This is a genomic window from Treponema peruense, assembly GCF_016117655.1.
In the GTDB taxonomy this organism is placed as follows: domain Bacteria; phylum Spirochaetota; class Spirochaetia; order Treponematales; family Treponemataceae; genus Treponema_D; species Treponema_D peruense.
Genome location: NZ_CP064936.1, coordinates 2,330,170 through 2,352,802, shown reverse-complemented (window position 1 = coordinate 2,352,802; position 22,633 = coordinate 2,330,170). Strand labels below are relative to the sequence as shown.

Annotated in this window: 18 protein-coding genes; 12 read left to right on the top strand and 6 right to left on the bottom strand. The window is 41.3% G+C overall.

The window, feature by feature from the left end; all coding sequences use genetic code 11:
• Nucleotides 1–21 precede the first annotated feature (21 nt).
• Complete coding sequence (locus IWA51_RS10800) at nt 22–1,797, top strand: oleate hydratase (protein ID WP_198442422.1); 1,776 nt, start codon at nt 22–24, stop codon at nt 1,795–1,797.
• Between the two features lie 104 nt (nt 1,798–1,901).
• Here IWA51_RS10800 and trpA read toward each other — a convergent pair whose 3' ends face one another.
• From trpA to IWA51_RS10775, 5 genes are read right to left on the bottom strand one after another with little or no spacing between them, the layout of a single operon-like run.
• Nucleotides 1,902–2,654, bottom strand: a complete 753-nt coding sequence (gene trpA, locus IWA51_RS10795) for a tryptophan synthase subunit alpha (protein WP_198442421.1) — start codon at nt 2,652–2,654, stop codon at nt 1,902–1,904.
• Between the two features lie 9 nt (nt 2,655–2,663).
• On the bottom strand, nt 2,664–3,935 hold the full coding sequence (gene trpB / locus IWA51_RS10790) for a tryptophan synthase subunit beta (protein ID WP_198442420.1): 1,272 nt from the start codon (nt 3,933–3,935) through the stop codon (nt 2,664–2,666).
• Between the two features lie 5 nt (nt 3,936–3,940).
• A complete protein-coding gene (gene trpF, locus IWA51_RS10785) occupies nt 3,941–5,383 on the bottom strand; it encodes a bifunctional indole-3-glycerol phosphate synthase/phosphoribosylanthranilate isomerase (RefSeq protein ID WP_198442419.1) in 1,443 nt (480 codons plus the stop codon).
• Nucleotides 5,373–6,971 carry a bifunctional anthranilate synthase component II/anthranilate phosphoribosyltransferase gene (locus IWA51_RS10780; RefSeq protein WP_198442418.1) on the bottom strand — a complete coding sequence of 533 codons (1,599 nt, stop codon included), beginning with the start codon at nt 6,969–6,971 and terminating at the stop codon, nt 5,373–5,375. Before IWA51_RS10780 ends, trpF begins: the two co-directional genes overlap by 11 nt.
• A 24-nt stretch (nt 6,972–6,995) precedes the next feature.
• Nucleotides 6,996–8,453: a chorismate-binding protein gene (locus IWA51_RS10775; RefSeq protein ID WP_198442417.1), complete on the bottom strand. Its 1,458-nt coding sequence runs from the start codon at nt 8,451–8,453 to the stop codon at nt 6,996–6,998.
• A gap of 220 nt (nt 8,454–8,673) precedes the next feature.
• Between IWA51_RS10775 and IWA51_RS10770 the strand changes: the two genes are divergently transcribed.
• The 3 genes from IWA51_RS10770 to IWA51_RS10760 all read left to right on the top strand — a co-directional run bounded on the left by IWA51_RS10770 (nt 8,674) and on the right by IWA51_RS10760 (nt 13,244).
• Nucleotides 8,674–10,512, top strand: coding sequence for an InlB B-repeat-containing protein (locus IWA51_RS10770; RefSeq protein WP_198442416.1), 1,839 nt, complete (start codon nt 8,674–8,676; stop codon nt 10,510–10,512).
• Nucleotides 10,513–10,528: 16 nt separating this feature from the next.
• Nucleotides 10,529–12,841 (top strand): InlB B-repeat-containing protein, encoded by a 2,313-nt coding sequence (locus IWA51_RS10765; RefSeq protein WP_198442415.1) that lies wholly within the window; start codon nt 10,529–10,531, stop codon nt 12,839–12,841.
• Nucleotides 12,842–12,938: 97 nt separating this feature from the next.
• A complete protein-coding gene (locus tag IWA51_RS10760) occupies nt 12,939–13,244 on the top strand; it encodes a Dabb family protein (RefSeq protein WP_198442414.1) in 306 nt (101 codons plus the stop codon).
• A 2-nt stretch (nt 13,245–13,246) separates the two neighbouring features.
• Here IWA51_RS10760 and IWA51_RS10755 read toward each other — a convergent pair whose 3' ends face one another.
• Entirely contained in the window at nt 13,247–14,131 is an 885-nt protein-coding gene (locus tag IWA51_RS10755; RefSeq protein ID WP_198442413.1) for a M15 family metallopeptidase, read from the bottom strand.
• 140 nt (nt 14,132–14,271) lie between these two features.
• On the opposite strand from IWA51_RS10755, the gene IWA51_RS10750 reads away from it, so the two are divergent.
• From IWA51_RS10750 to IWA51_RS10715, 8 genes are all read left to right on the top strand, one after another.
• Nucleotides 14,272–15,783, top strand: a complete 1,512-nt coding sequence (locus tag IWA51_RS10750; RefSeq protein ID WP_198442412.1) for an NAD(P)H-hydrate epimerase — start codon at nt 14,272–14,274, stop codon at nt 15,781–15,783.
• 35 nt (nt 15,784–15,818) lie between these two features.
• Complete coding sequence (yhbY, locus tag IWA51_RS10745; protein WP_177528612.1) at nt 15,819–16,115, top strand: ribosome assembly RNA-binding protein YhbY; 297 nt, start codon at nt 15,819–15,821, stop codon at nt 16,113–16,115.
• 188 nt (nt 16,116–16,303) lie between these two features.
• Complete coding sequence (locus IWA51_RS10740; protein ID WP_177528611.1) at nt 16,304–17,014, top strand: 5'-methylthioadenosine/adenosylhomocysteine nucleosidase; 711 nt, start codon at nt 16,304–16,306, stop codon at nt 17,012–17,014.
• A gap of 222 nt (nt 17,015–17,236) precedes the next feature.
• Nucleotides 17,237–17,737, top strand: a complete 501-nt coding sequence (locus IWA51_RS10735; protein ID WP_177528610.1) for an S-ribosylhomocysteine lyase — start codon at nt 17,237–17,239, stop codon at nt 17,735–17,737.
• Between the two features lie 55 nt (nt 17,738–17,792).
• Complete coding sequence (locus tag IWA51_RS10730) at nt 17,793–19,322, top strand: DUF1538 domain-containing protein (RefSeq protein ID WP_198442411.1); 1,530 nt, start codon at nt 17,793–17,795, stop codon at nt 19,320–19,322.
• Nucleotides 19,319–19,963 (top strand): P-II family nitrogen regulator, encoded by a 645-nt coding sequence (locus IWA51_RS10725; RefSeq protein WP_198442410.1) that lies wholly within the window; start codon nt 19,319–19,321, stop codon nt 19,961–19,963. Before IWA51_RS10730 ends, IWA51_RS10725 begins: the two co-directional genes overlap by 4 nt.
• 4 nt (nt 19,964–19,967) lie before the next feature.
• Nucleotides 19,968–20,843 carry a biotin--[acetyl-CoA-carboxylase] ligase gene (locus IWA51_RS10720; protein ID WP_198442409.1) on the top strand — a complete coding sequence of 292 codons (876 nt, stop codon included), beginning with the start codon at nt 19,968–19,970 and terminating at the stop codon, nt 20,841–20,843.
• Nucleotides 20,844–20,930: 87 nt separating this feature from the next.
• The gene (locus IWA51_RS10715) at nt 20,931–22,628 is read left to right on the top strand and encodes a hypothetical protein (protein ID WP_198442408.1); all 1,698 of its coding nucleotides are present in this window, start codon (nt 20,931–20,933) and stop codon (nt 22,626–22,628) included.
• The last annotated feature ends 5 nt before the right edge of the window (nt 22,629–22,633 follow it).

Genomic DNA, 22,633 nt, shown 5'->3' with positions numbered 1-22,633 from the left:
GAATTTAACGGAGGTATTTTTATGTATTATTCAAACGGAAATTATGAAGCATTTGCACGACCACAAAAACCGCAAAATGTTGACTGCAAATCAGCTTATTTAATCGGTAGCGGTCTTGCTTCTTTGTCTGCTGCATGTTTTCTTGTACGCGACGGCCAGATGGCAGGAAAAAACATTCACATTCTTGAATCAGCCGATCACGCAGGCGGAGCTCTGGACGGGGATCAGATGACAAATGTCGGCTACGTAATGCGCGGTGGCCGTGAAATGGACAATCACTTTGAATGCATGTGGGATTTGTTCCGCTCAATTCCTTCTATTGAAACTGAAGGCGTAAGTATTCTTGATGAATATTACTGGCTCAACAAAAAAGACCCCAACTATTCACTTTGCCGTGCAACAATAAACCGCGGACAGGATGCTGGAACTCAGAATAAATTCGGTCTTTCAGACAAAGGCGCAATGGAAATCATGAAACTTTTCATGACTCCAGATGAACAGCTTGCAAATGTTAAAATGACAGAAATCTTTGACGACGAAGTTTTCAAAACAAATTTCTGGATGTACTGGCGCACAATGTTTGCTTTCAAAGATGACCAGAGTGCACTCGAAATGAAGCGCTACATGCAGCGTTATATTCATCACATCGGAGGCCTTCCTGATTTTACTGCATTAAGATTTACAAAATACAATCAGTATGAATCAATGGTTCTCCCCATGATTAAATATCTTGAAGAACACGGAGTTCAATTTCACTACAATACAAAAGTAATGAATGTTCTTTTTGATATTCAGAAATCCAAAAAACTTGCAAAAACAATTGTTGTTGAATGCGGTGGAAAAACTGAAAATATCGATTTGACCGAAGATGACCTGGTCTTCTATACAAACGGAAGTAATGTTGAAAACTCGACTTACGGAAGCCAGACAAAAGCTACAGGAATTGACAAGGAAATTCACGAAGGCGGAACATTCAGTCTTTGGAGAAAAATTGCCGCGCAGGATCCATCATTCGGCCGTCCTGACAAATTCTGTATGGACACAGAAGACAGTAACTGGGTAAGTGCCACAGTAAATACTTTGGATGAAAAAATTCTTCCTTATATTAAAAAAATCTGTAAACGCGACCCGCTTTCAGGAAAAGTTGTTACCGGCGGAATCGTAACTGTAGAAGATTCATCATGGCTTTTAAGCTGGACGATTAACCGTCAGCCGCAGTTCCGTAACCAGCCTAAAGGACAGGTTCTCGTATGGCTTTACGGAATGTTCTCTGACAAACCGGGCGACTTTATAAAAAAGGCTATGCGTGACTGTACAGGAATGGAAATCTGCGAAGAGTGGCTTTATCATCTTGGTGTTCCTGAAGACCAGATTGAAGAACTTGCAAAAAACAGCGCAAACACCGTTCCTGTAATGATGCCGTTTGCAAGTGCTTATTTCCAGCCGCGTGAAGAAGGTGACCGCCCGAATGTCGTTCCTGAAGGTTCAGTAAATTTTGCATTTATCGGAAACTTTGCAGAAACACCACGCGACACTGTTTTCACAACTGAATATTCAATCCGTACCGCAATGGAAGCCGTTTATACTCTGTTGAATATTGACCGCGGAGTTCCAGAAGTCTGGGGAAGCGTTTACGACATCCGCGATTTACTCGATGCAACAGTTGCTCTGAGAGACGGAAAGAAAATTACCGACATGAAACTTGGCTTTATAGAAAAGATAGTGTTGAATTCTGTTCTTAAAAAGATTGATAATACAGAAGTTTCAAAACTTCTGAAAAAACATCAGGTAATTTAACAGACTGCATATGGCCGCTGTTCAATTAATTGAAGAAAATTCTTCTTTGGTTGGTCGGCGGCTTTTTTTATTTACGCGAGGAATAGCGCATTCAATATTCAAACTCAAGTCTGCGTTAGTTCTTCTGCTTTTTCCTGAACTTTTTGTGCAAGTTCTTTTGGAGAATTTTTGTTTGCGGTAATAATGCGTACGAATACACTTCCTGCAACGATTGCTTCTACATATGGAGCAACTACTTTTGCCTGTGTTCCGCTTGAGATTCCGAAACCGCCGTAAATCTTTGCTGAACCGGCTGAAACTTTTTTAAGGAATTCAATTGTGGCAGAATCTATTGTTGTTTCTGTTCCTGTAATTCCTGCACGAAGGGCGGCATAGATGTGTTTAAATCCAAAGTTGGCAAGTTTTTCAAGACGACTGTCACTCATACTTGGTGCCGCAACCGGAATATTTTCCATTCCGTTTTCTTCACAGGCTTTTGTAAGTCCTTCATCGCAGTCAAACGGAAGGTCTGGAATAATCATTCCTTTTACTCCGGCTGCTGCTGCTTTTTTACAGAAGTTTTCGATTCCGGGTGTGTAAATTAAAGAACCGTAACTCATTAAATAAATTGTTGTATCCGGAAACTCTTTGTGCAGCTTTGAAATAAATTCTAGTCCGTCATGAGTTTTATAACCGCGTTTTAAAACTTCTGTACATGCAGTCTGGATTGCAGGACCGTCAGCACTTGGGTCACTGAACGGAAGCTGAATTTCAAGAATGTCTGCACCGCCTTTTACAAGAGCTTTTGCCGCTTCAAATGCAATTTCGTCTGTCGGATAACCTGCCACAAGATGGCTCATCAATTTTATTTTATTCATTTTATTCCTCTATTTTGTCTGCATGATTTTTGCGTTGTGAATGTCTTTGTTTTCTTCAAGCCGTTCAATTTCTGCATGAAGGAAATTAATCCATTCTTCACGGCGGAATACAGGACTTGTGATAAATACATCTTTGTCTCCGCGTCCGCTCATGTTGATTATAACAGCCTGGTCAGCTGGCATTTCTTTTGCAATTTTCATTGCGGCGGCTCCTGCGTGTGCACTTTCAAGTGCAAATAAAATTCCTTCGTTTTTTGCAAAGAAGCTTACGGCATCCAGCGCTTCATCATCTTTTATTGCACAGAATTCCACGCGGCCAGATTTTCCCAAAGCAGCAAGTTGTGGTCCTATTCCGCAATAGTCAAGTCCTGCACTGATTGAGCGCGTTGGTAAAGCCTGTCCGTCGTCGTCCAAAAGAAAGCGGCTTTTGTATCCCTGAAGAATTCCGTCGCGGGCTGCGTTTCCTGTCATGCGGCTGGCGTTTTCACCGACATTCGGTCCTATTCCGCCTGCTTCTGCCCCGATAAGGCGTGGTTCTTTTTTGTTAATGAACGGGCTGAAAAATCCTATTGAATTTGATCCGCCGCCGACACATGCTACCATTGCACCAATTTTTATTCCGCGCTGTTCACACTGTTCTTTTACTTCGTAACCGATTACGGACTGGAACTCGCGCACAATGTCAGGGAACGGAGCGGGACCGAGTGCGCTTCCCAAAACATAATGTGTGTTTTCAAAATTTGCAGCCCAGTCACGCATTGCTTCGTTTACTGCATCTTTTAATGTTCTGCTGCCGGAAGTTACCGCGCGTACTTTTGCACCGTAAAGTTCCATTGCGGCAACATTCGGCTGCTGGCGTCTTACATCAACTTCGCCCATGTAAACTATACATTCAAGTCCCAGTTTTGCGCAGGCTGCTGCAGTTGCAACTCCGTGCTGTCCGGCACCTGTTTCTGCAATTATGCGTGTCTTTCCCATTTTTTTTGCAAGAAGACACTGACCGATTGCGTTGTTTATTTTGTGTGCGCCTGTATTTGCAAGTCCTTCGAGCTTTATGTAAATCTGCGCACCGCCCAAAAGTTTTGTTGCTGTTGGAGCAAAATAAAGCGGCGTTTCCCTTCCGATGTAATCGCGGCGGATTGTGTTGAGTTCATCAAGAAATTCTTTGTCCTGCATGTAATGTTTGAATGCAGATTGAAGTTCATCAAGAGGCCGTCTCAAAACTTCTGCAACATATTTTCCGCCATATTCATTAAAAAATCCGTCTGTTGATTCTTTCATTTTATTTATTCTCCATAAGAAATTTTTTCAAAAATTCTGTCTATTTTACCGTAATCTTTTTTTCCTGTAACAGTTTCTGTTCCGCCTGAAATATCTATCAGTTCGGGATTGAATTTCTGAATAAGACTGCGAACATTTTCATGAGTAATTCCGCCGGCAAGCCAGTGTTCACCGTTGGCAGGTTTTTTGTATCCGTGATTTTTTGAATCCTGAATAAAACGCGGTTCACCAAAAAAAGAAAGTTCTTCTGTTTTTTTTGCCAGACTTTCACCGTCGCCGCAGACTGTGTAATAATGCGGAATACCTTCAAGATTTTTTTCTGCTTCTTTATATTCTATTCCATGAACCTGAATGCAGTTAATTTTATTTTCTTTTACAAAATTGATTGCGGCTTTTGCCCTTTCGCTTTTTAATTCGGTAAGAACCGCAACTGTTATTGCATCAGAAATATTTTTTACTTCGCGGCAGCATTCTTCTGCAGTCTGCAAACTTATGCTGCGGCTGTATCCTTCAGAAAGAATGAATCCGCAGAAGTCAGCGCCGGCTTTTGCTGCATAAACTGCATCTTCACAGTTTGTAAGCCCGCACAGTTTTACAAGCGGACGGTTGTTTTTTTTGTTTGAATAAATTTTTTGTGCAACGCGTGTCCAGAAAATTCCGTTTGCATTCTGTTGTGCATTCATAAAACTTATTACAAATTCTTTTGCCATATCAGGATTGCGGGCTGCACCTTCTCCCAGAAGAATTCCTGTAAATCCCATTTCGCCGGCTTTTGTACATGCATTTGAACTCAACAGTCCGCTTTCAAAAACAACTTTCGTTCCGAGTAAACTTTTGTACATTGCAGGAACAAGTGTGTCTACGTCAAATGTTTTTAAGTTACGAGAATTTATTCCGCATACAATTGTGTCTGAATATTTTTTAAGCGAATTGATTTTTTCTGCATCGCTTAAAGTACGAACTTCCAAGAATGCTTTTATTCCGAGTGAAGCACATTTTTTTATCATTGATTCAAGTTTTTCTTTTTCAAGAATTCCTGCAATCAGAAGAACTGCATCTGCACCGCAAAGATACGCAATCTGAATTTCTTCTTCGTCAATCAAAAAATCTTTTCTGAGAACAGCTACATTGTTTACCGCTTTGCAAACGGCGATTAAATCTGCAATAGAACCTTTGAAATAATTTTCTTCTGTCAGTACAGAAATTGCAGACGCACCGCATTCAGCATAAGTAAGTGCAGTCTTTGCTGCATTGAGTTGTGGTGCAATATCACCTTTGCTCGGACTTGCTCTTTTTACTTCAAGAATTACACCACGGTTCTGCATAAAAGGGAATACAGGGCGCTCTCTTTTTTTTGGAATTTCATAACCAAAATTATAGCCGCGTTCTGCAATATCTTTTTTTCTCTGTTCAACAATCTGTGCAACAATATTTTTTTCACAGGCCATTGCTTACCGCCCTTACTTCATTGATTTTTGCAAGAACAGTTCCGTCTTCAAGAGCAGTTTTTGCCATTTCATAACCAGCTTTGATTGTAGAAGTTTTTCCTGTTATATAAAGAACGGCTCCTGTATTGAGTGCAACAGCTTCTTTTATTGTACGACGACCAGTTCCGTTCAGCACATCAAGTGCAAGCTGCGCATTGTCTTTTCCGGTTCCGCCTGCAAGTTCACTTTCGTCACAGTCTGTAATTCCGTATTTCTGCGGATCGATTACAAAATTTACTTTGTGATTTTTTTCGTCAATTATGCAGGCATGTGTTTTTGCACACGGGGAAATTTCGTCATAACCGTCTTCACTGTTTACAACAAGAACACGTTTTGCTCCGAGCATTTTTGCAGCATCTGCTACAGGACTTATAAGCGATTTATCGTAAACGCCAAGCACTTCATAATTTGCTCCTGCAGGATTTGAAAGAGGTCCCAGAACATTCATTATGGTTTTTATTCCAAGTGCTTTTCTTACCGGTCCTGCAAAACGCATTGCTGAATGATAAATCGGTGCCATCAAAAAACCAAAGTTTGTTTTGTTTATAAGTTCAGCAGTTTTTTCAGGTGTTGTGTCAATCTTGAATCCGAGCGCTTCGTAAAAATCAGCAGCTCCAGATTTGCTTGAAACCGCTCTGTTTCCGTGTTTTGCCATTGGTACACCGCAGGCTGCAGCAGTCAGTGCAGAAAGTGAACTGATGTTAAAACTTCCTTTACCGTCGCCGCCTGTTCCTACAATTTCTGCAAGTTTTGTTCCGTCTAAAGGAAGCGGAGTTTTTTTCTGGCACAATACTTTTGCACAACCGCACAATTCAGAAGCAGAAGGTCCTTTTACTGCAATCGCCGTAAGAATAGCCGCCGTCTGTCTTTCATCAAGATTTCCTTCTGTAAGAAAATCCATAAAATTTTTTGCCTGCTCTTCACTTAAGTTTTTATGTGAAGCAATCTGGTTCAGGTATTCTGCAACAGGAAGATTGTCGCGCCTGTAATGCAAAAATGCTGCGAAAAGTTTTTTACAGTTTTCACTTGCAATTGATTCCGGATGAAACTGAATTCCTTCTATTGGCATTGTCTTGTGTCTTATTCCCATAATGTCGCCGTCTTTTGCGCGTGCTGTAATTTCGAATTCTTCGGGAAGTGTACTTTCATCTACAACAAGACTGTGGTAGCGTGTAAACTTTGAACTTTTTCCGATATTTCTAAAAAGTCCGCGTCCGTCCAAATCAATGTCTTCTACAATTCCGTGCTTTATGAATTTTGCCTGAACAATTTTTGCACCGAAAGCTTCTGCAATCGACTGATGACCAAGGCAGATTCCAAGGACCGGAATTTTTCCTGCAAAATATTTTATCGCTTCTTTGCTTACACCTGCCTGTGAAGGATTTCCCGGTCCCGGAGAAACAACCAGATAATCGGGTTTAAGCGCAGCAAGTTCTTCAATTTTATATTCATCATTTCTGACAACTTTAATTTCATCTTTTGTTGTACATTCCAAAGCCTGAACAACATTAAAAGTAAAAGAATCGTAATTATCTATAACAAGAATCATATTTTCCTCCGCAGAATCAAAAAATTATTTTGTAAGAGTGTCAATCAGTGCGCCGAGTTTTTCACAGGTTTCAGTGTACTCGCGTTCAGGATCAGAATCGTAAACAATTCCGCCGCCTGCCTGAAGAGTCCAAACTTTTTTCTGACACAGCGCACTTCGTATTGCAATACAAAAATCCAGATCGCCATTGGAACGAATATAACCTACAGCACCTGCATAAAAACGTCTTTTGTTTTTTTCAAGCCCTGAAAGAATCTGCATTGCACTAATCTTCGGAGCACCGCTTACAGTTCCTGCAGGAAAAGCCGCACGCAGTACACGAATGCTTTCTACATCATCACGCACGTCACCTTCTGTGTTGCTTACAATGTGAATTACATGGCTGAACTTTTCACATTCCATAAACTGCGGAACAGTTACACTTCCTTCTTTGCAAACCCGTCCCAAATCATTGCGAGCCAAATCTACAAGCATCAGATGTTCTGCACGTTCTTTTGGGTTTGACAAAAGAGTCTGCATAAGTTCTGCATCTTCTGCATCATTTTTTCCGCGGTGAATTGTTCCTGCAATCGGGTGAATACTTGCCTTACCTGCACGAACGCGCACAAGACTTTCAGGTGAAGAACCCGTAAGCTGAAAGTTTCCGAAGTCAATGTAAAAAAGATAAGGCGAAGGATTAACGCGGCGGAGTTTTCCGTAAACTGTAAGTGCCGGAACATCACATTCAATCTGCACGCGGCGTGACGGAACAGCCTGAATCAAATCACCTGCGATAATTCTTTTTTTTAGGGCACATACTTTTTCTATATACTCACGTTTTGATTCTTCTGCATCGGTCAACATTTTATATTCAAATTTATTTTCTTCTTCTTCGACATAAGAAAAATCCATATCGTTGATTCTTTTGATAAGTTTCTGCACTTCGTCGTGAAGATCTATTTTGTGTTCATTGTAGTTAAGGCCAAAAAGATGCATTGTTTCTGTAAAGTGGTCAAACACAATGTAAAAATGTCCGGTAACAAAAAGGCTTTCAGGAATTTTAAGTTCATCATTCTGTTCAAAAAATTTTATATTGTCACAGCGTGCGGCAAATTCATAACTTAAGTAACCAAGTCCCGACGACGGAATCGGAATTTCGCAAACATTTCCGGGAAGAGGACGCTTACTTTGGTTTGCTACATAAACAAGTGCATCAAGAATATCTGCAGTTTTTTTTCTTCCGAGTGCATCATGGCTTTCTACATTTGTTGTATCAAACGGAATTCTTTTTTCATCAACAAGAAATGCAATTCCATCTGTATCCTGAATAATTTTGAATGCTTCGCGTGTCATTAGAATTGAATAACGCTCGCGGCCTTTTGAAAAACTTGCAGATTCCAGAATTGCAGTTGCACCGATTTTGCGTGCCAAAGAATACGGCGTGTAACGCTCGCTTGAAAAACTTGTGTAAATAAAATTTTCATCATCAACAATAAAATTCATAAATACCTCACCAGAAGGAAAGAAGTAATGTTTCTATAAAAAGAAGCGTTACTATTAGAAGTAACATACAATATTTTTATGTTACTGTCAAGAGAAACATGTTTTTTTGATTTTCTTTTTGTTAAAAAAGTAAAAAGAATTGTGTTGACAAATGCTTTTCGGGGGGGGGTATAATTTGTTGTTATAGAAACCGTTCTAAACTAATTATATGGGAGATTTTATGAAAAAACAAAAATTGTTTTACATATTTTTTGCAATTGGAATTCTTGCTGCATTCTTAACAGCCTGTAAGCAGGAAGTAGAAGAGCCAAAAAACTACACCGTCACTTTTGACATCGGAATAGAAAATAACGAAGTTCAGTCCAAAGTTTTTCAAGAAGGCTATACGTTTACAGAAACTGATATAGCAGGAATTGATCTTACCGACGCAAAACAAGGATACACTTTTGAAGGCTGGTATTCTGGTGAAACAAAACTTGCTGCCGGTTATAGAGTTACACAGAATGTTACATTCAAAGCAAAATGGACAGCAAAAACCTACACCGTCACTTTTGACAGCAACGGAGGAAGCGGAACAGTTAACGCAGTCAGTGCAGTTTATGGCGACAAAATCATTCTTCCCGAAAACACTTTTACAGTTCCAGACGGTTACAAAAGAACTGACGGTTGGGAATACAATGGAACAAAATATTCTGCAGGTGATGATATTTCTGAACTTGTGTTTGCTTCAGATAGAACAATTGAATTCAAGGCCGTTTATCTTTTGAGCGATTACAGAATTACTTTTTCTGTTCTTGGCACAGAATACGCAAGTTATCCTATAAACGAAAATGAAACTTTAAGTGCAGAAAATCTTGCAGAAATAGAGAAAATTACAAAAGAACATCTTCCAACCGGTTATAAAGCAATCAACTGGTATTCAAATGAAAATGCGGTAAATCTTTCTACACTGACTGTAAATGAAGATACAGTCCTTGAAGGAAAGCTTGTACCAATTTCGTATACAGTAAAGTTTGACGCAAACGGTTATGAAGGAACTGCACCAGAAGCAATTGTTTGTGAATACGATGCAGAATATACTGTTCCTGAAAATACACTTATAAAAAAATATTACAAATTTTCAGGCTGGAATACATACGCTTCCGGAATTGGAACAAAATATTCTGCCGGTGACTCTTTCTATAATCTTACAGCAGAAGACGGCAAAGAAATAACTTTGTACGCAATTCTTGAAGAAGATCTTAATGCCGATGTTACAATAAATCTTGTAAGCGAGCATGGAACAGTTTCTGACACAATGATTGTAAAGTATAAAAGCTATATTTCAACAGACGGTTATACCGGAAGCCTTGAAACACAAAAACTTCCGGTGCCAAGCGAACAGGGCTACAAATTCAACGGCTGGAAAATAAATGATACTTTGATTTCTGATTATCGGCCTGTTCAGGTAACAGATACAATCACAGTCACAGCAGACTGGACGGCTAATTACATAAGTGTTTATTATTATCTTAATAATTCCAATAAATTCAAAGTTTATGACAGCAACACAATGAATTCTGTTTCTTCCTACTTTTACGAAACACTTAGAACAGGAATAAACACAATTTTGAATAAGGACAAAATATTAATCAGTGACGCTTATGAATTTACCGGATGGAATACAAAATCTGACGGAAGCGGAACTTCTTATTCAGACAAAGCAGACATGAAAGAAATCCTGAACTCAAAAACTTCTTCTTCAATCGATCTTTACGGACAATGGGTTCCAAAAAATATGACTGTTACAGTAAATTTGCCATCTGTAAGTGATTCAGACTTAGAACTGACTTATGACGAAACAACTATGGAACTTAGCACACAGTTTGGTACTTCGGATATGTATACAACAAAATGGTATGTGGACGGAACTTTTGTTTGCTCAGGAAGTACATTCAGCGTAAGAAATAGAATCGGTGGTCTTAAAGACGGTTCGCATACAGTTATGGCAACTTATACTTTAGATGGTACAACGTATTCAAATACCGTAATGGCAAACCTAAATGTAAAATCGGAATAAATAAGAGAGGAAAAATATGAGAAAGATAATTAACAGGAAGATAAAATTTTTTGCGGTTGCTTCAATTTTTATGCTTTCCATTTTCGGATGCAAAAATTCATTTGAAGTTGAAGAAGAACAGTCGCAAAACGTAACAGGAAAAACCGGAATCACACTTGCAGGAATTTCTTTTGAAGAAGAAGGAAATGAAAGAACAGCTTTTCCAAAATATGACAAAACTGCCTTTACAGACATTGAACTTAAAGGAAAGAAAAGTGCAATGTCAGGAGAGATGACTTCTTACAAAACTTACAAAACTTATGCTGACATAATGCGTGACAGCGGAGTTATTGAACTTGATGCAACGGCTTACGATTTTACGCTCAGTGCAAAATGTTATGGCGCAGCTTTTTCTTCAACACTTTCAAATATAAGCATTCAGGATGGAATAACAACAAAACTGAATTTTATTATGGCTGTGACAGATGAAACTGCGACAGGATTGCTTTACTTGTATTATCCTTCAGTAGAACAATACACTACTCTTAAGTTTACAGTTTCTGTCGGAACATCAGAGGCGGTAGAAGTTACATATGACACCGACTTAAAGTGCTATGTTTATTCAGAATTGCTCGCACCACAAAATTCACTTATAAAAGCTGTAATGGAAAATACTACAACCGGTGAATCTTTAACTGTTCCTGTTTATGCAATAGTAAAAGCCGGTGCAAAAACCACAATCAATTTTGAAGAAGTTTTTTCAGGCTTTTATGAACTTTATTCATATTCTGTAACATACAACGCAAATGGAAGTGCTTCTGCAGATACAGTACAAAAGTTTAATCCAAATTCTTCAATAGAAGATTGTACATTTGACGCGCCTGAAGGCAAAAAATTCTGCGGATGGAATACAAATGCTGACGGAAGCGGAACAAGATATTCAGCAGGAGATACTCCGGTGCTGGATAGTGACACAACTCTTTATGCTCAGTGGGTAACATACGATACTGCAACTTCAATATACACAATTTCTTCTGCAGACGAACTGCGCGCATTCTTCTCTTATGCAAAAGATGAAATTTCTTACAAAGATGCAAAACTTCTTGCAGACGTAACAATTTCTGACTGGAGCGTGCCGGGTACATTCAGCGGAACATTTGACGGAAACGGAAAAACACTGACAATTACTTCTGTCAAAGAATTCTATTCTGAAAAAGATACCTCCACTGGCGAAACAAAAACTTACAGCGGCTTTTTGGGAATTCTTGGTGGAACAGTTAAATCCCTGATTATCAAAAACTCAGCTTTCGGTTCAATAAAATGTGATTACGCAGGTGCAGTAGCAGGAAAAATTGACTCGGGCACTATTGATTCTGTAAATGTAGAAAGAACTACAGTTACAGCAAAAAATTGTGCCGGACTAATTGCAGGATACAACAACTATGGTTACATTAAAAACTGCTATGCCGGAGGAAACGCAACTTTAACTACTGTAACTTCTTCTTTGAGTGCAGGTGGAATTACCGGTCAGAATGATGGTTACATTTCCGACTGTACAGTTGATGCAATTAAAATTTCTGCAGGAAGCAGCGGTTATGCAGGCGGTATAACAGGAATAAACATCAACGAAATTTCTTCAAGCAAACTGTTTACTCCGAACGCATCTGTAAGCGCAAAGTATGCCGCTGGAATTGCTGGTAAAAATGAAAATTACGCAAGTATAACCGGCTGTGAAGTAAAACAGGATGCTTCAAGTACAACTTCTACAATAATAACAGGTGTTTCACATGCAGGCGGAATTGCAGCCTTAAATGCAGGAAAAATTGATAATCCTACAGTTAGTTCAGTTAAAGTAACTGCGACAGGCACAGCCCCTTACACAGGAGGAATTGCAGGTTACAACGATACAACAGGTACTATTGTTACCGGCGGAACAGTTAATATAAATTATGATTCTGCATTGGACGGAAACTATGGATATGTAATCGGCTACAATGCAAATACAACTGCCGGGGCTGTAACAACAGACATAGTATGCAGTAATTCAAAAGCTATTTTTGATAATGTATCTTATGATGTCAGCAGCAGTTTGACAAAAAAACTGACACTTGACAGGACAACAAAAATAACTCTGTCAGTTACAGATAATTCAGGCGGTGGAGCAATTTATGCCTACCTTTCTTCTGAAGAAAGTACTTCTGCATCTCCGATTGCTCAAACCGGTAAAGTAGACGGAACAACCAAAACAGTTTGTGCTGGATACCTTCCAAAAGGAACTTATTACATTGGACTTGAAAATAAAAATTGGGTTTCAAATTCAACAGGAACTTACACAATAACTGCTGATTAGTTAAAAACTTTGTAAAGCCCGAATAAAATTATTTATTTGGGCTTTGCATGTCCTTTTTTTTAATGACAGAAAATGTTAAAAATGCTAAAATCAAATTATGGTAAAACACGTAATACTTTGGCAGTTAAAAGATGAGCTTGACAGTCAGAAAAAAGCTCTTGTAAGAAAAGAAATAAAAGAAGGACTTGAATCCCTTGCAGGAAAAATTCCGGGACTTATTTCCATTAAGGTAAATGTAAATCTTCTTGCATCTTCAAATGCAGATGTTATGCTGGACTCTTCGTTTACAGACGAGGCTGCGCTCAAGGGGTATTCTGTTCATCCCGAGCATGTAAAAGTTGCCGACGAAAAAGTGCGTCCTTTTACAAAAAGCAGAACCTGTCTGGACTATATCGCAGAGTAAAATCAGAGTCCGTTAAACAGAATGAGTTCGGGGTGGTATTCAAAGTGCATGTTGTCCCAGATTCCCCACTTGCCGCCCCAGACAAAACCTTCGCTTTCAAAAATTTCAATTACGCTTTGGGGCGGCATCCATCTTTTTGAAAGAGGGGTAAGCATCCAGCCCTTAGGGTTTTTGTCCCGTGCCCAGCTCCAGAAAATTTCTTTTCCGCCAAGACGCTTTGGAAGAATGTCCACGGCGATTCCAAGACTGTGAAAAGATTTTCTGTTTGTGCCATCAATGATTCTCCATAAGTATCCGTCTGCAGATTTTATTCCGTCTGTAAAATCTTTTACTCCGGCATCGGCTGCGGCACTGACTTTTATTTTCTGTTCAACACGGGAAAGCGGTTCAACAATTCTTTCATGAACATTTACCGGTTTGCCAAGAAAAGTTGTGCGTCTTATATGCGGCTCGAGTTTTGCACGTGAAGAAGAATCGTAAACTGCATCAAAGAAAAACATGGGCGTTCCGGCACCGTTTCTTCTGTTGCCCCGTGAACTGAAGTTTTTGAGCTTTTCTTTTTGTTCTTCTGTCATGTCAGCAGGGTCCAGAAGTTTTTTCGGGTAACTGTACAAAATGCTCCAGTACTTTTCGGTATTTTTGAGTTCAGCTTCGGGAAGAAGGCGGCCTTCACTCCAGTAAAGAATTTTATTTTCTTTTATTCCGGGAACTTTAAGAAGAATTTTCCAGTCGTTTTTTTCTTTGTCGAATTCTTTTTCAAATACAATATCGGGATAGGCTTTTTCAAGGATGCGCAGTTCAGGCGGTTCAAAAAATAGAAAAGGAAATGCAAAAGTCAGAGAACCGCAGGCAAAAGTCAAAAGCGCAAAAATTAGTTTTCTTAACATTTTCCTATTTTATAAAAGCGCAGACTTTATGTCAATTTACGGCAGAATGTCTGGACAAAGCGCCTTTGCACAAACCGGTCCGCGGACACAAAACCTGTGGGAACCTTTCAAAAAATTCCGTTTGCATTTATAATGTATGCATGCAGAAAATTTTTAGCGATACACGTGTTTTGGACAAATATGCAAGGGAAAAATTCAGTCTTACAGAAGACATAATGATAGAAAATGCCGCTTCTGAACTTGAGCGTGCACTCATTCCGCATGAAAAAAATCCTTCGGGCTTTTACATAAACAGGGCAGCCGTTCTTATTCTTACAGGATCGGGGAACAACGGAGCCGATGGTTTTGCCCTTGCGCGGCGTCTTGCAGGACATGAGCTTGCGGTAACAGTCTGCGAAGTTTGCGAAGCTTCATCGGCTATGTGCGTACTTGAAAAACAGCGTGCACTTCTTGCCGGAATTCAGATAATTTCTGCTTACGATCTTGATGATTATATAGAAGAAAAAAGTGTGGATCTCCGTGTTGTTGTTGACTGTATCTTCGGAAGCGGATTCCACGGATCTCTTCCTGCAGAGGCAGCGGCTGTAATAACCGAAGTGAACAAAAATACAGATGCATACAGAATTGCGTGCGATATTCCGTCAGGGCTTGATATGTATGGCAACAGCACGTCAGTTGTGTTCAGTGCCGATGAAACCGTAACAATGGGCGCGCTTAAACTTTCACTGTTCAGCGACACGGCAAAAGACTTCTGCGGTAAAATAACTCTCGCTTCTGTCGGAATAACGCGGCAGAACTACGAGCAGGAACTTGTGCTTCCTTCATGTGCAATTCTTCTGGACACAGGCGACGCGCACTTTCCGTTCAGACAAAAACAGAATGTACATAAAGGAAACTTTGGTCACGCGGCAGTTGTCTGCGGTGAAAAAAGCGGCGCTGCAATGCTTTGTGCTAAAGCGGCATCTGTATTTGGTGCAGGGCTGGTTACAGTCGTTAACGGTGGCTTGCGTACTCCGTATTCTTTTATGGACCAGGACACAATTCCGCCTAAAGCAAATGTTGTGGCTTTGGGAATGGGGCTAGGTCACGCCAACTCCTGTACAGACGAATACATTGAATTTCTTCTGCGGCACGAACAGATTGCGTGTGTACTTGACGCAGACATCCTCTATTCACCGCGCGTAAACGAAATATTAAAAAGCCGCCCGCACGGTGTTGTACTTACGCCGCATCCCAAAGAACTGTGTGCGCTTCTGAATAACTCGGGCTTTGAAGTAACATTCGAAGAGACAGTCGCAAAAAGGTTTGAACTCACGCGCGCGTTCTGCTGTAAGTTTCCCGGCGCAGTTCTTGTTGCAAAGGGAGCGTGCGTTTATATTGCCAGAAAGACAGATGAAAAAAAAGAATGCACTGTTTATGTAAACCCGCACGGAACACAAGCTCTTGCCAAAGGCGGAAGCGGCGATCTTCTTGCAGGACTTACGGCAGGTCTTCTTGCGCAGAAATATGATCCGGCAGAAGCTGCGTGTACGGCATCTCTTGCACTGGCACTTGCGTCACAAAAAGCACCGTCAACATATTCCCTTACGCCAGAAAAAATTCTTGACATTGCAGGCCGCTTTGAGTCTGCAAACTTTGATGCAAAAGTCTGATTGCTTTTAAATCATTTTATTGTTAAGATTTGCGCATGATGGAATTAACAAGCAAGCAGCGAAAAATGCTGGAAAAAGCCGCACACACTCTTGAACCGGTTGTAATCGTAGGTCAGAACGGAGTAACACCTTCTCTTGAAGTAAAAGTCGCAGAGTCACTAAAAGCTCACGAACTTATTAAAGTCAGATTCAACGAATTCAAAGAAGAAAAACGTGAACTCGCAGAAGAAATCGCACAAAAAACAGACGCAACTTTGGTACGCATTATAGGAAACGTTGCAATTCTTTACAAAGAAAGCGAAGACAGCGAAAAGCGCCGCAAGTTTTTTTAAGCAGGTTTAAAACAAAAAACCGAACCGCTTAAAGGAGGAATAACGGTTCGGTGTATCAACTTTTAAATCTTGCTGCTGAGAATAATCTATCCAAAATATCCAAATTAGTCAATTGAATTTAGGAATCTAACAGAATTTTAATGATTTTATCGCATATATTGCGGTTTTTTGCAAAGGATGGCATTTTTATGCAGAAAAAAGTAGGAATTATCGGTGCAATGGAAATTGAACTTAACCAGTTGAAATCAATTCTGCAGGATAAAAAGGAAACAGAAACAGCCGGAATGACATTTTTTGAAGGAACAGTCAGCGGCTGTCCCGTAGTTTTGGTCCGTTCCGGAATAGGAAAAGTAAACGCCGCTCTCTGCGCACAGCTGCTTGCGTTAAAATTCGGAGTAACCCATGTCATTAACACCGGCATTGCGGGAGCTATGGCACACGGACTCAAAGTTCTGGACTTTGTGGTGTCATCCGACGCGCTCTATCACGACATGGACGCAACCGGCTTCGGCTACAAACCGACTCAGATTCCGCAGATGGAATGCAGTGACTTCAGGGCAGACCCAGCGCTTATAGAAGCCGCCCGCAATGCCTTTGGACGCACGGGTGATTCAGCCAGTCACAAAATGCTTCTTGGAAGGGTAGCGTCAGGCGACCAGTTTATAAGCGACCGCGCTCTTAAAGAAAAAATACGTTCTATATGTGATCCGGCCTGCGTAGAAATGGAAGGTGCGGCTATTGCACACGCATGTTATCTTAATAAAATTCCGTTCGTAATTATAAGATGCATGAGTGACATGGCAGATGACGGTGAAGAAACTTCGTACACCTTTAACGAACAAACCGCTGCCGCTCTGAGTGCCACTTTGGTAATAAAAATGCTGGATACTGTAAAATAATAAAGGTTTATCTCTCGGTAACTTTTTATTTTCATATCGCATTGTTGTATTTCATGAATCTATTCTGCAAGCATTCGTTTTATAAGTTATGAAAAAATCATAAAATTTTCGGCAGATCCAACTTTTTTAGGGCTTAAAATAAACATAAATTTCCGCTATTATTGAAAAAAGGGGATATACAATAAATTCCGTTTTGGATATAAAATAATAGTGAGGTTCAGAATGAAAACAGAAGAAGCACAAAAACATACCGCCGGAAACTACAATGTAGACAGTTTTAATCTTGACCATACAAAAGTAACGGCTCCTTTCGTAAGACTTGCTGCAAAAAAACACGGAAAAAAAGGTGACATTGTAAGCAAGTACGACATAAGATTCTGCCAGCCCAACAAAGAATTTATGTCCACCGGCGCAATCCATACACTCGAGCATCTTGTTGCCGAATATATAAGGGATGAACTACCCGGAATAGTAATTGACTTCAGTCCCATGGGATGCCGCACAGGATTTTATTTTACCGTCTGGGGCGACCACGAGGAATCTTACATAGCTGAACATCTTGTAAATGTTCTTGAAAAAGTCGCAGTCTGGGATAGGGAAGTTCCGGCTGCAACAGAAAAAGAATGCGGCAATTACAAAGACCACAATCTGGAAGAAGCAAAGGTCCTTGCAGCAAAGTGGGTTGAAGGAATCAAAAAAACAGGCTGGAACTGTTGCAAATAGCTTCTGAAAAAGCTTATGCAATAACTGCCACAAATAATATTCGACAGGGGATTTTATGAACCTTTTTCAAAAATTCAAGGAAACAATGTTTTCTGTTCTGCCAATAATGGCAATAGTTCTCTTACTCGGAACAACAGTCGCACCGCTTGGAGGGGAACTTATCGCAAAGTTTGTAACAGGCGGTGTTCTTCTTATCATGGGTCTCACAATATTCCTGCTTGGTGTAGACATAGGAATCCTTCCCATAGGAGAGCGGAGCGGAGCGGCTCTTACCGCAAAACGCAATCTTCCGCTTTTACTGTGCGCTTCTTTTGTAATTGGGATAATGGTTACGATTGCCGAGCCCGATGTTCAGGTTCTGGCAGACCAGATAAAGAGTGTTGCAGGAGGCGTAAACAAATGGACTCTTGTTCTGATGATTGCTGTCGGAATAGGACTTTTTGTTACAATTGGTCTTTTGCGCACTATGCTGTCCCTTAAACTTCGCTACATTCTTATCATCTCTTATATAATAGTGTTTGCACTTGCTTTTGCATGTCCTCCGGAATTCCAAGGGGTTGCCTTCGATGCAGGAGGCGCTACTACAGGACCAATGACCGTACCTTTTATTATGGCACTCGGAATGGGTGTCGCCTCGGTAAGACGTTCGGGTGCGGGTTCAGAAAATTCAGCAGGGGACAACGACAGCTCTTTTGGACTTACGGGAATTGCAAGTGTAGGTCCCATTGCCGCAGTCTGTCTTTACGGAATAATTCTCAAGGCAACAGGGAACGTTTTTTCTCAGGCAACAGCAGCTTCTTCACACGGGGGGGAAGCCGAAGGAATGATGGTTTTTCTGGAACTTGTCCCGTCAGTACTTAAGGAAGTAAGCCTTGCACTTATTCCGCTTGTAATAATGTTCGTGGTATTCCAGATTTTTCTGTTAAAGATGCCGCCGGTTCAGGTGCGCAGGATGGTAAAGGGACTTGTCTACGGTTTCATAGGGCTTGTTCTTTTTCTTGTCGGTGTAAACGGCGGATTCATGCCTGCAGGAAAAGCTCTTGGTGAAATTCTGGGAACAAAGGCTTTTGCTTCAGGCGGAATCTGGACTTTATTGATAACCGCAGTTTCTTTTGTATTCGGTGCAATTGTCGTCTGTGCAGAACCCGCTGTCTGGGTACTTACCGAGCAGGTAGAAAGTGTCAGCGGCGGAACCATTCCACGAAAGGTTATGCTTGCGGCCCTTTCATCGGGTGTTGCTGCGGCAATTGTTGTAAGTATGCTACGGGTAATTTACGGATTCAGCCTGTGGTACGTACTTGTTCCGGGATATGCACTTGCTCTCATACTTACTTTTTTCTGCCCGCCGCTTTTTACAGGCATTGCGTTTGATTCGGGCGGGGTAGCGAGTGGCCCTATGACAAGCACGTTTATTCTTTCGTTTACACTTGGTGCTGCAACTGCCGGTGGTGCAAGTTCGGCAACAGATGCCTTTGGTGTAATAGCACTTGTAGCAATGACACCGCTTATTGCAATACAGATACTTGGAATTGTCTTCAAGAAAAAAAATGAGTCTGCAAAAAAGCAGCCGCTGGAGGAAAAATGAACGGATACACACTTCTGATAAGCGTCGTTCCGCACAACAAGGCAGAACTTATATCAGACGCAGCAGTTTCGGCAGGGAGCTTTGGCGGAACAGTACTCATGGGACGCCGCATAAGTTCAAGCCCGGTAATGGCAGCGCTTGGACTGGGAGAATCTACCCGCGATGTAGTAATGATACTTGCCCAAAACAGCACAAAAGAAAACATATCGCGTGCAATAAAAGAAGCAGCCGGCAGTGAACGTGCAGGCTTTGGCGTCCTTATAGAAACAGGCGCCTCACAGATGCTTAAGACTGGTACAATCACAGGAGGAACAGAACAAATGTCACAGAACTGCAAAAAAGAACTCATAACCGTAATTCTCAACAAAGGATATGCAGATGATGCAATGGCCGCAGCAAGAAAAGCCGGTGCTGGCGGTGGAACGGTAATCAACGCAAGGGGAACAGCCCGCGAAGATGACGCAAAGTTTTTTGGAATGCACATTGTTCCCGAAAAAGAAATGCTTATGATTGTAGTTGACGAAGACAAAAAAGATGCCGTACTTGAAGCCGTAAGAAGTTTGGACTGTCTTTCTGTTCCCGGAAGCGGAATCGCATTCAGTTCGTCAGTGAACGAATTTTCCCTTTTGGGAAAAGCATAAACAAATGACCGGCGATAATTTTACAGAAGAATCTTTTCTCGCGGAACTAAAAAAAATTGCGTCCCAAAAAGAATACGATTGTTTTCACCAAAAGATGTATACGCTTTTGCAAAAAACAGACAGTACAAATTCAGAACTGTTAAGAAAAATAAGCACCTCAACTTCACTTTTGAATTCTGACGGAACGCGCACCTGTGAAGGAGAAAAGCTTCATCTGTCACTTGTTGCCGCAGCACAACAGAGCGCAGGCCGCGGAAGGGTAGGACGCAGTTACTATTCCCCGCCCGAGTCCGGCATTTACTTCAGCATATGTTACGTACCGCGCGCCGGGGTAACAGATGCTTCTGTCTACACCGTGGCGGCTGCTGTAGGTGTATGCCGTGCAATAGACGCGCTTTGCAAAACAGAATGCCGTATCAAATGGGTAAACGATATTTATCTTAATGAAAAAAAAGTCTGTGGCATTCTTACCGAAGGAACACTTAATCCTGTTTCACAAAAAGTCGAAGCCGCCGTTATTGGTATAGGAATAAATATTGTTGCAGATGCAGCCATGCCGCGCGAGCTTTTGTCCAAAGCCGGGGGAATTTGTTCTGCAGAAGGTGACGGGAAGCTTCCTTTACGGACAGCACTTCTTGCACGGGTCTATCTGGAAACCGTACGTATTCTTGAGTCATCAGAAAACATTATTGGTGAATACCGCGCGCGTTCGTTTCTTTCGGGAAAGACAGTAACGGTCACGCCTCTGGCCGGAACAGACAGCGGTTCCTACAGTGCAGAGGTTCTGGACATAACAGACGATGCAGGCCTTCTTGTTCAACTCAAAGACAAAAGTACGCGCACACTTCATTCCGGCGAAGTAACACTCAAATGCAGTTAAGTGTTGTTTCAACTGTTGAAAATAACTGCAAACGTGGTATAATAAAAAAATATTATTTCGCAAGATAACTTGCCTTATGGGGGAAACATGAGCTACAGTGATGATATAGACCCGAGCATTGCCGCGCTTCTTGCGGAAACAAATGACAGTCTGCCCGAAAGCTCTGCAGATATAAAAGCCGACGAAAAGCAGATTGAGCAGAAGGAATATGAAGTACAGCTCCAGAAACAGCACAATGCAATGATGTCTGTTCCAAAAGTAAAAAACGGCATTCCCGAAGTAGATTTAAGCGTCAAGGCATTCAGACCGATTGAAAAATTTTTTGAAGACGAGCCCAGCACTGTTTATGATGATCCGGCCTATTACAAAACCTGTCTTACCGGTGAAGGCCAGAGTTCGCAGAGACTTCACCAGCTTTTAATAAAATATCTCAAATGCGAAGACAAAAAAGACCGCGCAGTTTACCGCCAGCAGATAATTACAGCATACTGGGAATTTCTCAGAAGTCTTGCCCCAAAAATGGCAAACCCCAATATTGCAGAGTGCAAAAAAATGGCAATGAGGTTCGGCATAGTGTTGCCTTCTCTCTTCAGGCCGGAACAAAAAGATTTTTTTGCGCGTTCAATAGAAAAAAACACAAGCGGCGAACCTGTTCTTTACGTTGACGAATGGATCCGCGAAATTGCTCTAGGAAATCTAAAGCTCAGTACAACAGATGAAGTTCCGATGCGTGCTTCAAAAACCCCCGCAGCAGAAGCCCAGCGCCTGCAGCAGTTAAAGAGCAAAAACAGCGGCAAGCTTCAGAGTTTAGAAAGCATTGTAAATTCAAAGGAAAGTGAGCGCAATACACTTGAATACGAAATAACTGACAGGATTACTTCGCTTACAACCCACGAAGAAATTATCGGTCTTGAACCGCACCGTGCGCCATACACAGACATTCAGAAAAAACTGTTTGCCGAAATTACGCAGAGGTTCCACGCACTTCAGAAAATAGACAGGGAACTTATGAATTACCTGGACGAACTTCAGGAAGCAAAGGAAATTGAACAGAGCCTTAACAACAAGACAGGACAGTTTGTGGAAGAAGTCAGTGTAGGAACAGAGGATATTCTTACCGAAATGACGACAATCCGACAGATGGCAAAAATGACCTGCGGCCGGCAGGGAAACCAGTTCCCGATTTTTACGCGTGAATTCTTCCACTGTTTTGACAAAAGCACCGGATTTCGCGAAAACGTACTCAGGGAACTTGCATGGATAGAATCAATTGATCCGCAGTGCTTCTGCCGCGTACACAAAAATGTTATGCACCGAATTGTTCCCTATGTTCTTCTTGTGCCGACTTACGGTGACAACGGCTTCTGCTGGGAACCCTTTGACAGAATGAACCGTGTTACCAGCCGCGGACGCATTGTAATTCCAATGTACCCCAGGGATTTGAAGATTGCGTGTCTTACCGCAGTGGCAGACCTTAGATGGCAGGTTGCAAAAGAAAAGGCTTCCTACGACTGGATGACAGACGGACTTACAGGACACTATTACCAGTATGTGGAAGAACACAAAATGAAGGGTGATGTAAAGCAGTTCTTTATAGAAGATTATATTCTGTGGATTACAAAAGAGTCTTTGGGAACGCAGAAACTCGAAAAAGAAGTGCGCGGAATTTTCTGGCGCTATCTGCCGTTCCCACAGGAACTCAAAGATACCCTCAAGACAAGAAGCCTTGTCTATCAGGAACTTTACCAGCGTGACATTAACCGCAGCATGAGCGACGGCTATTGATAGAA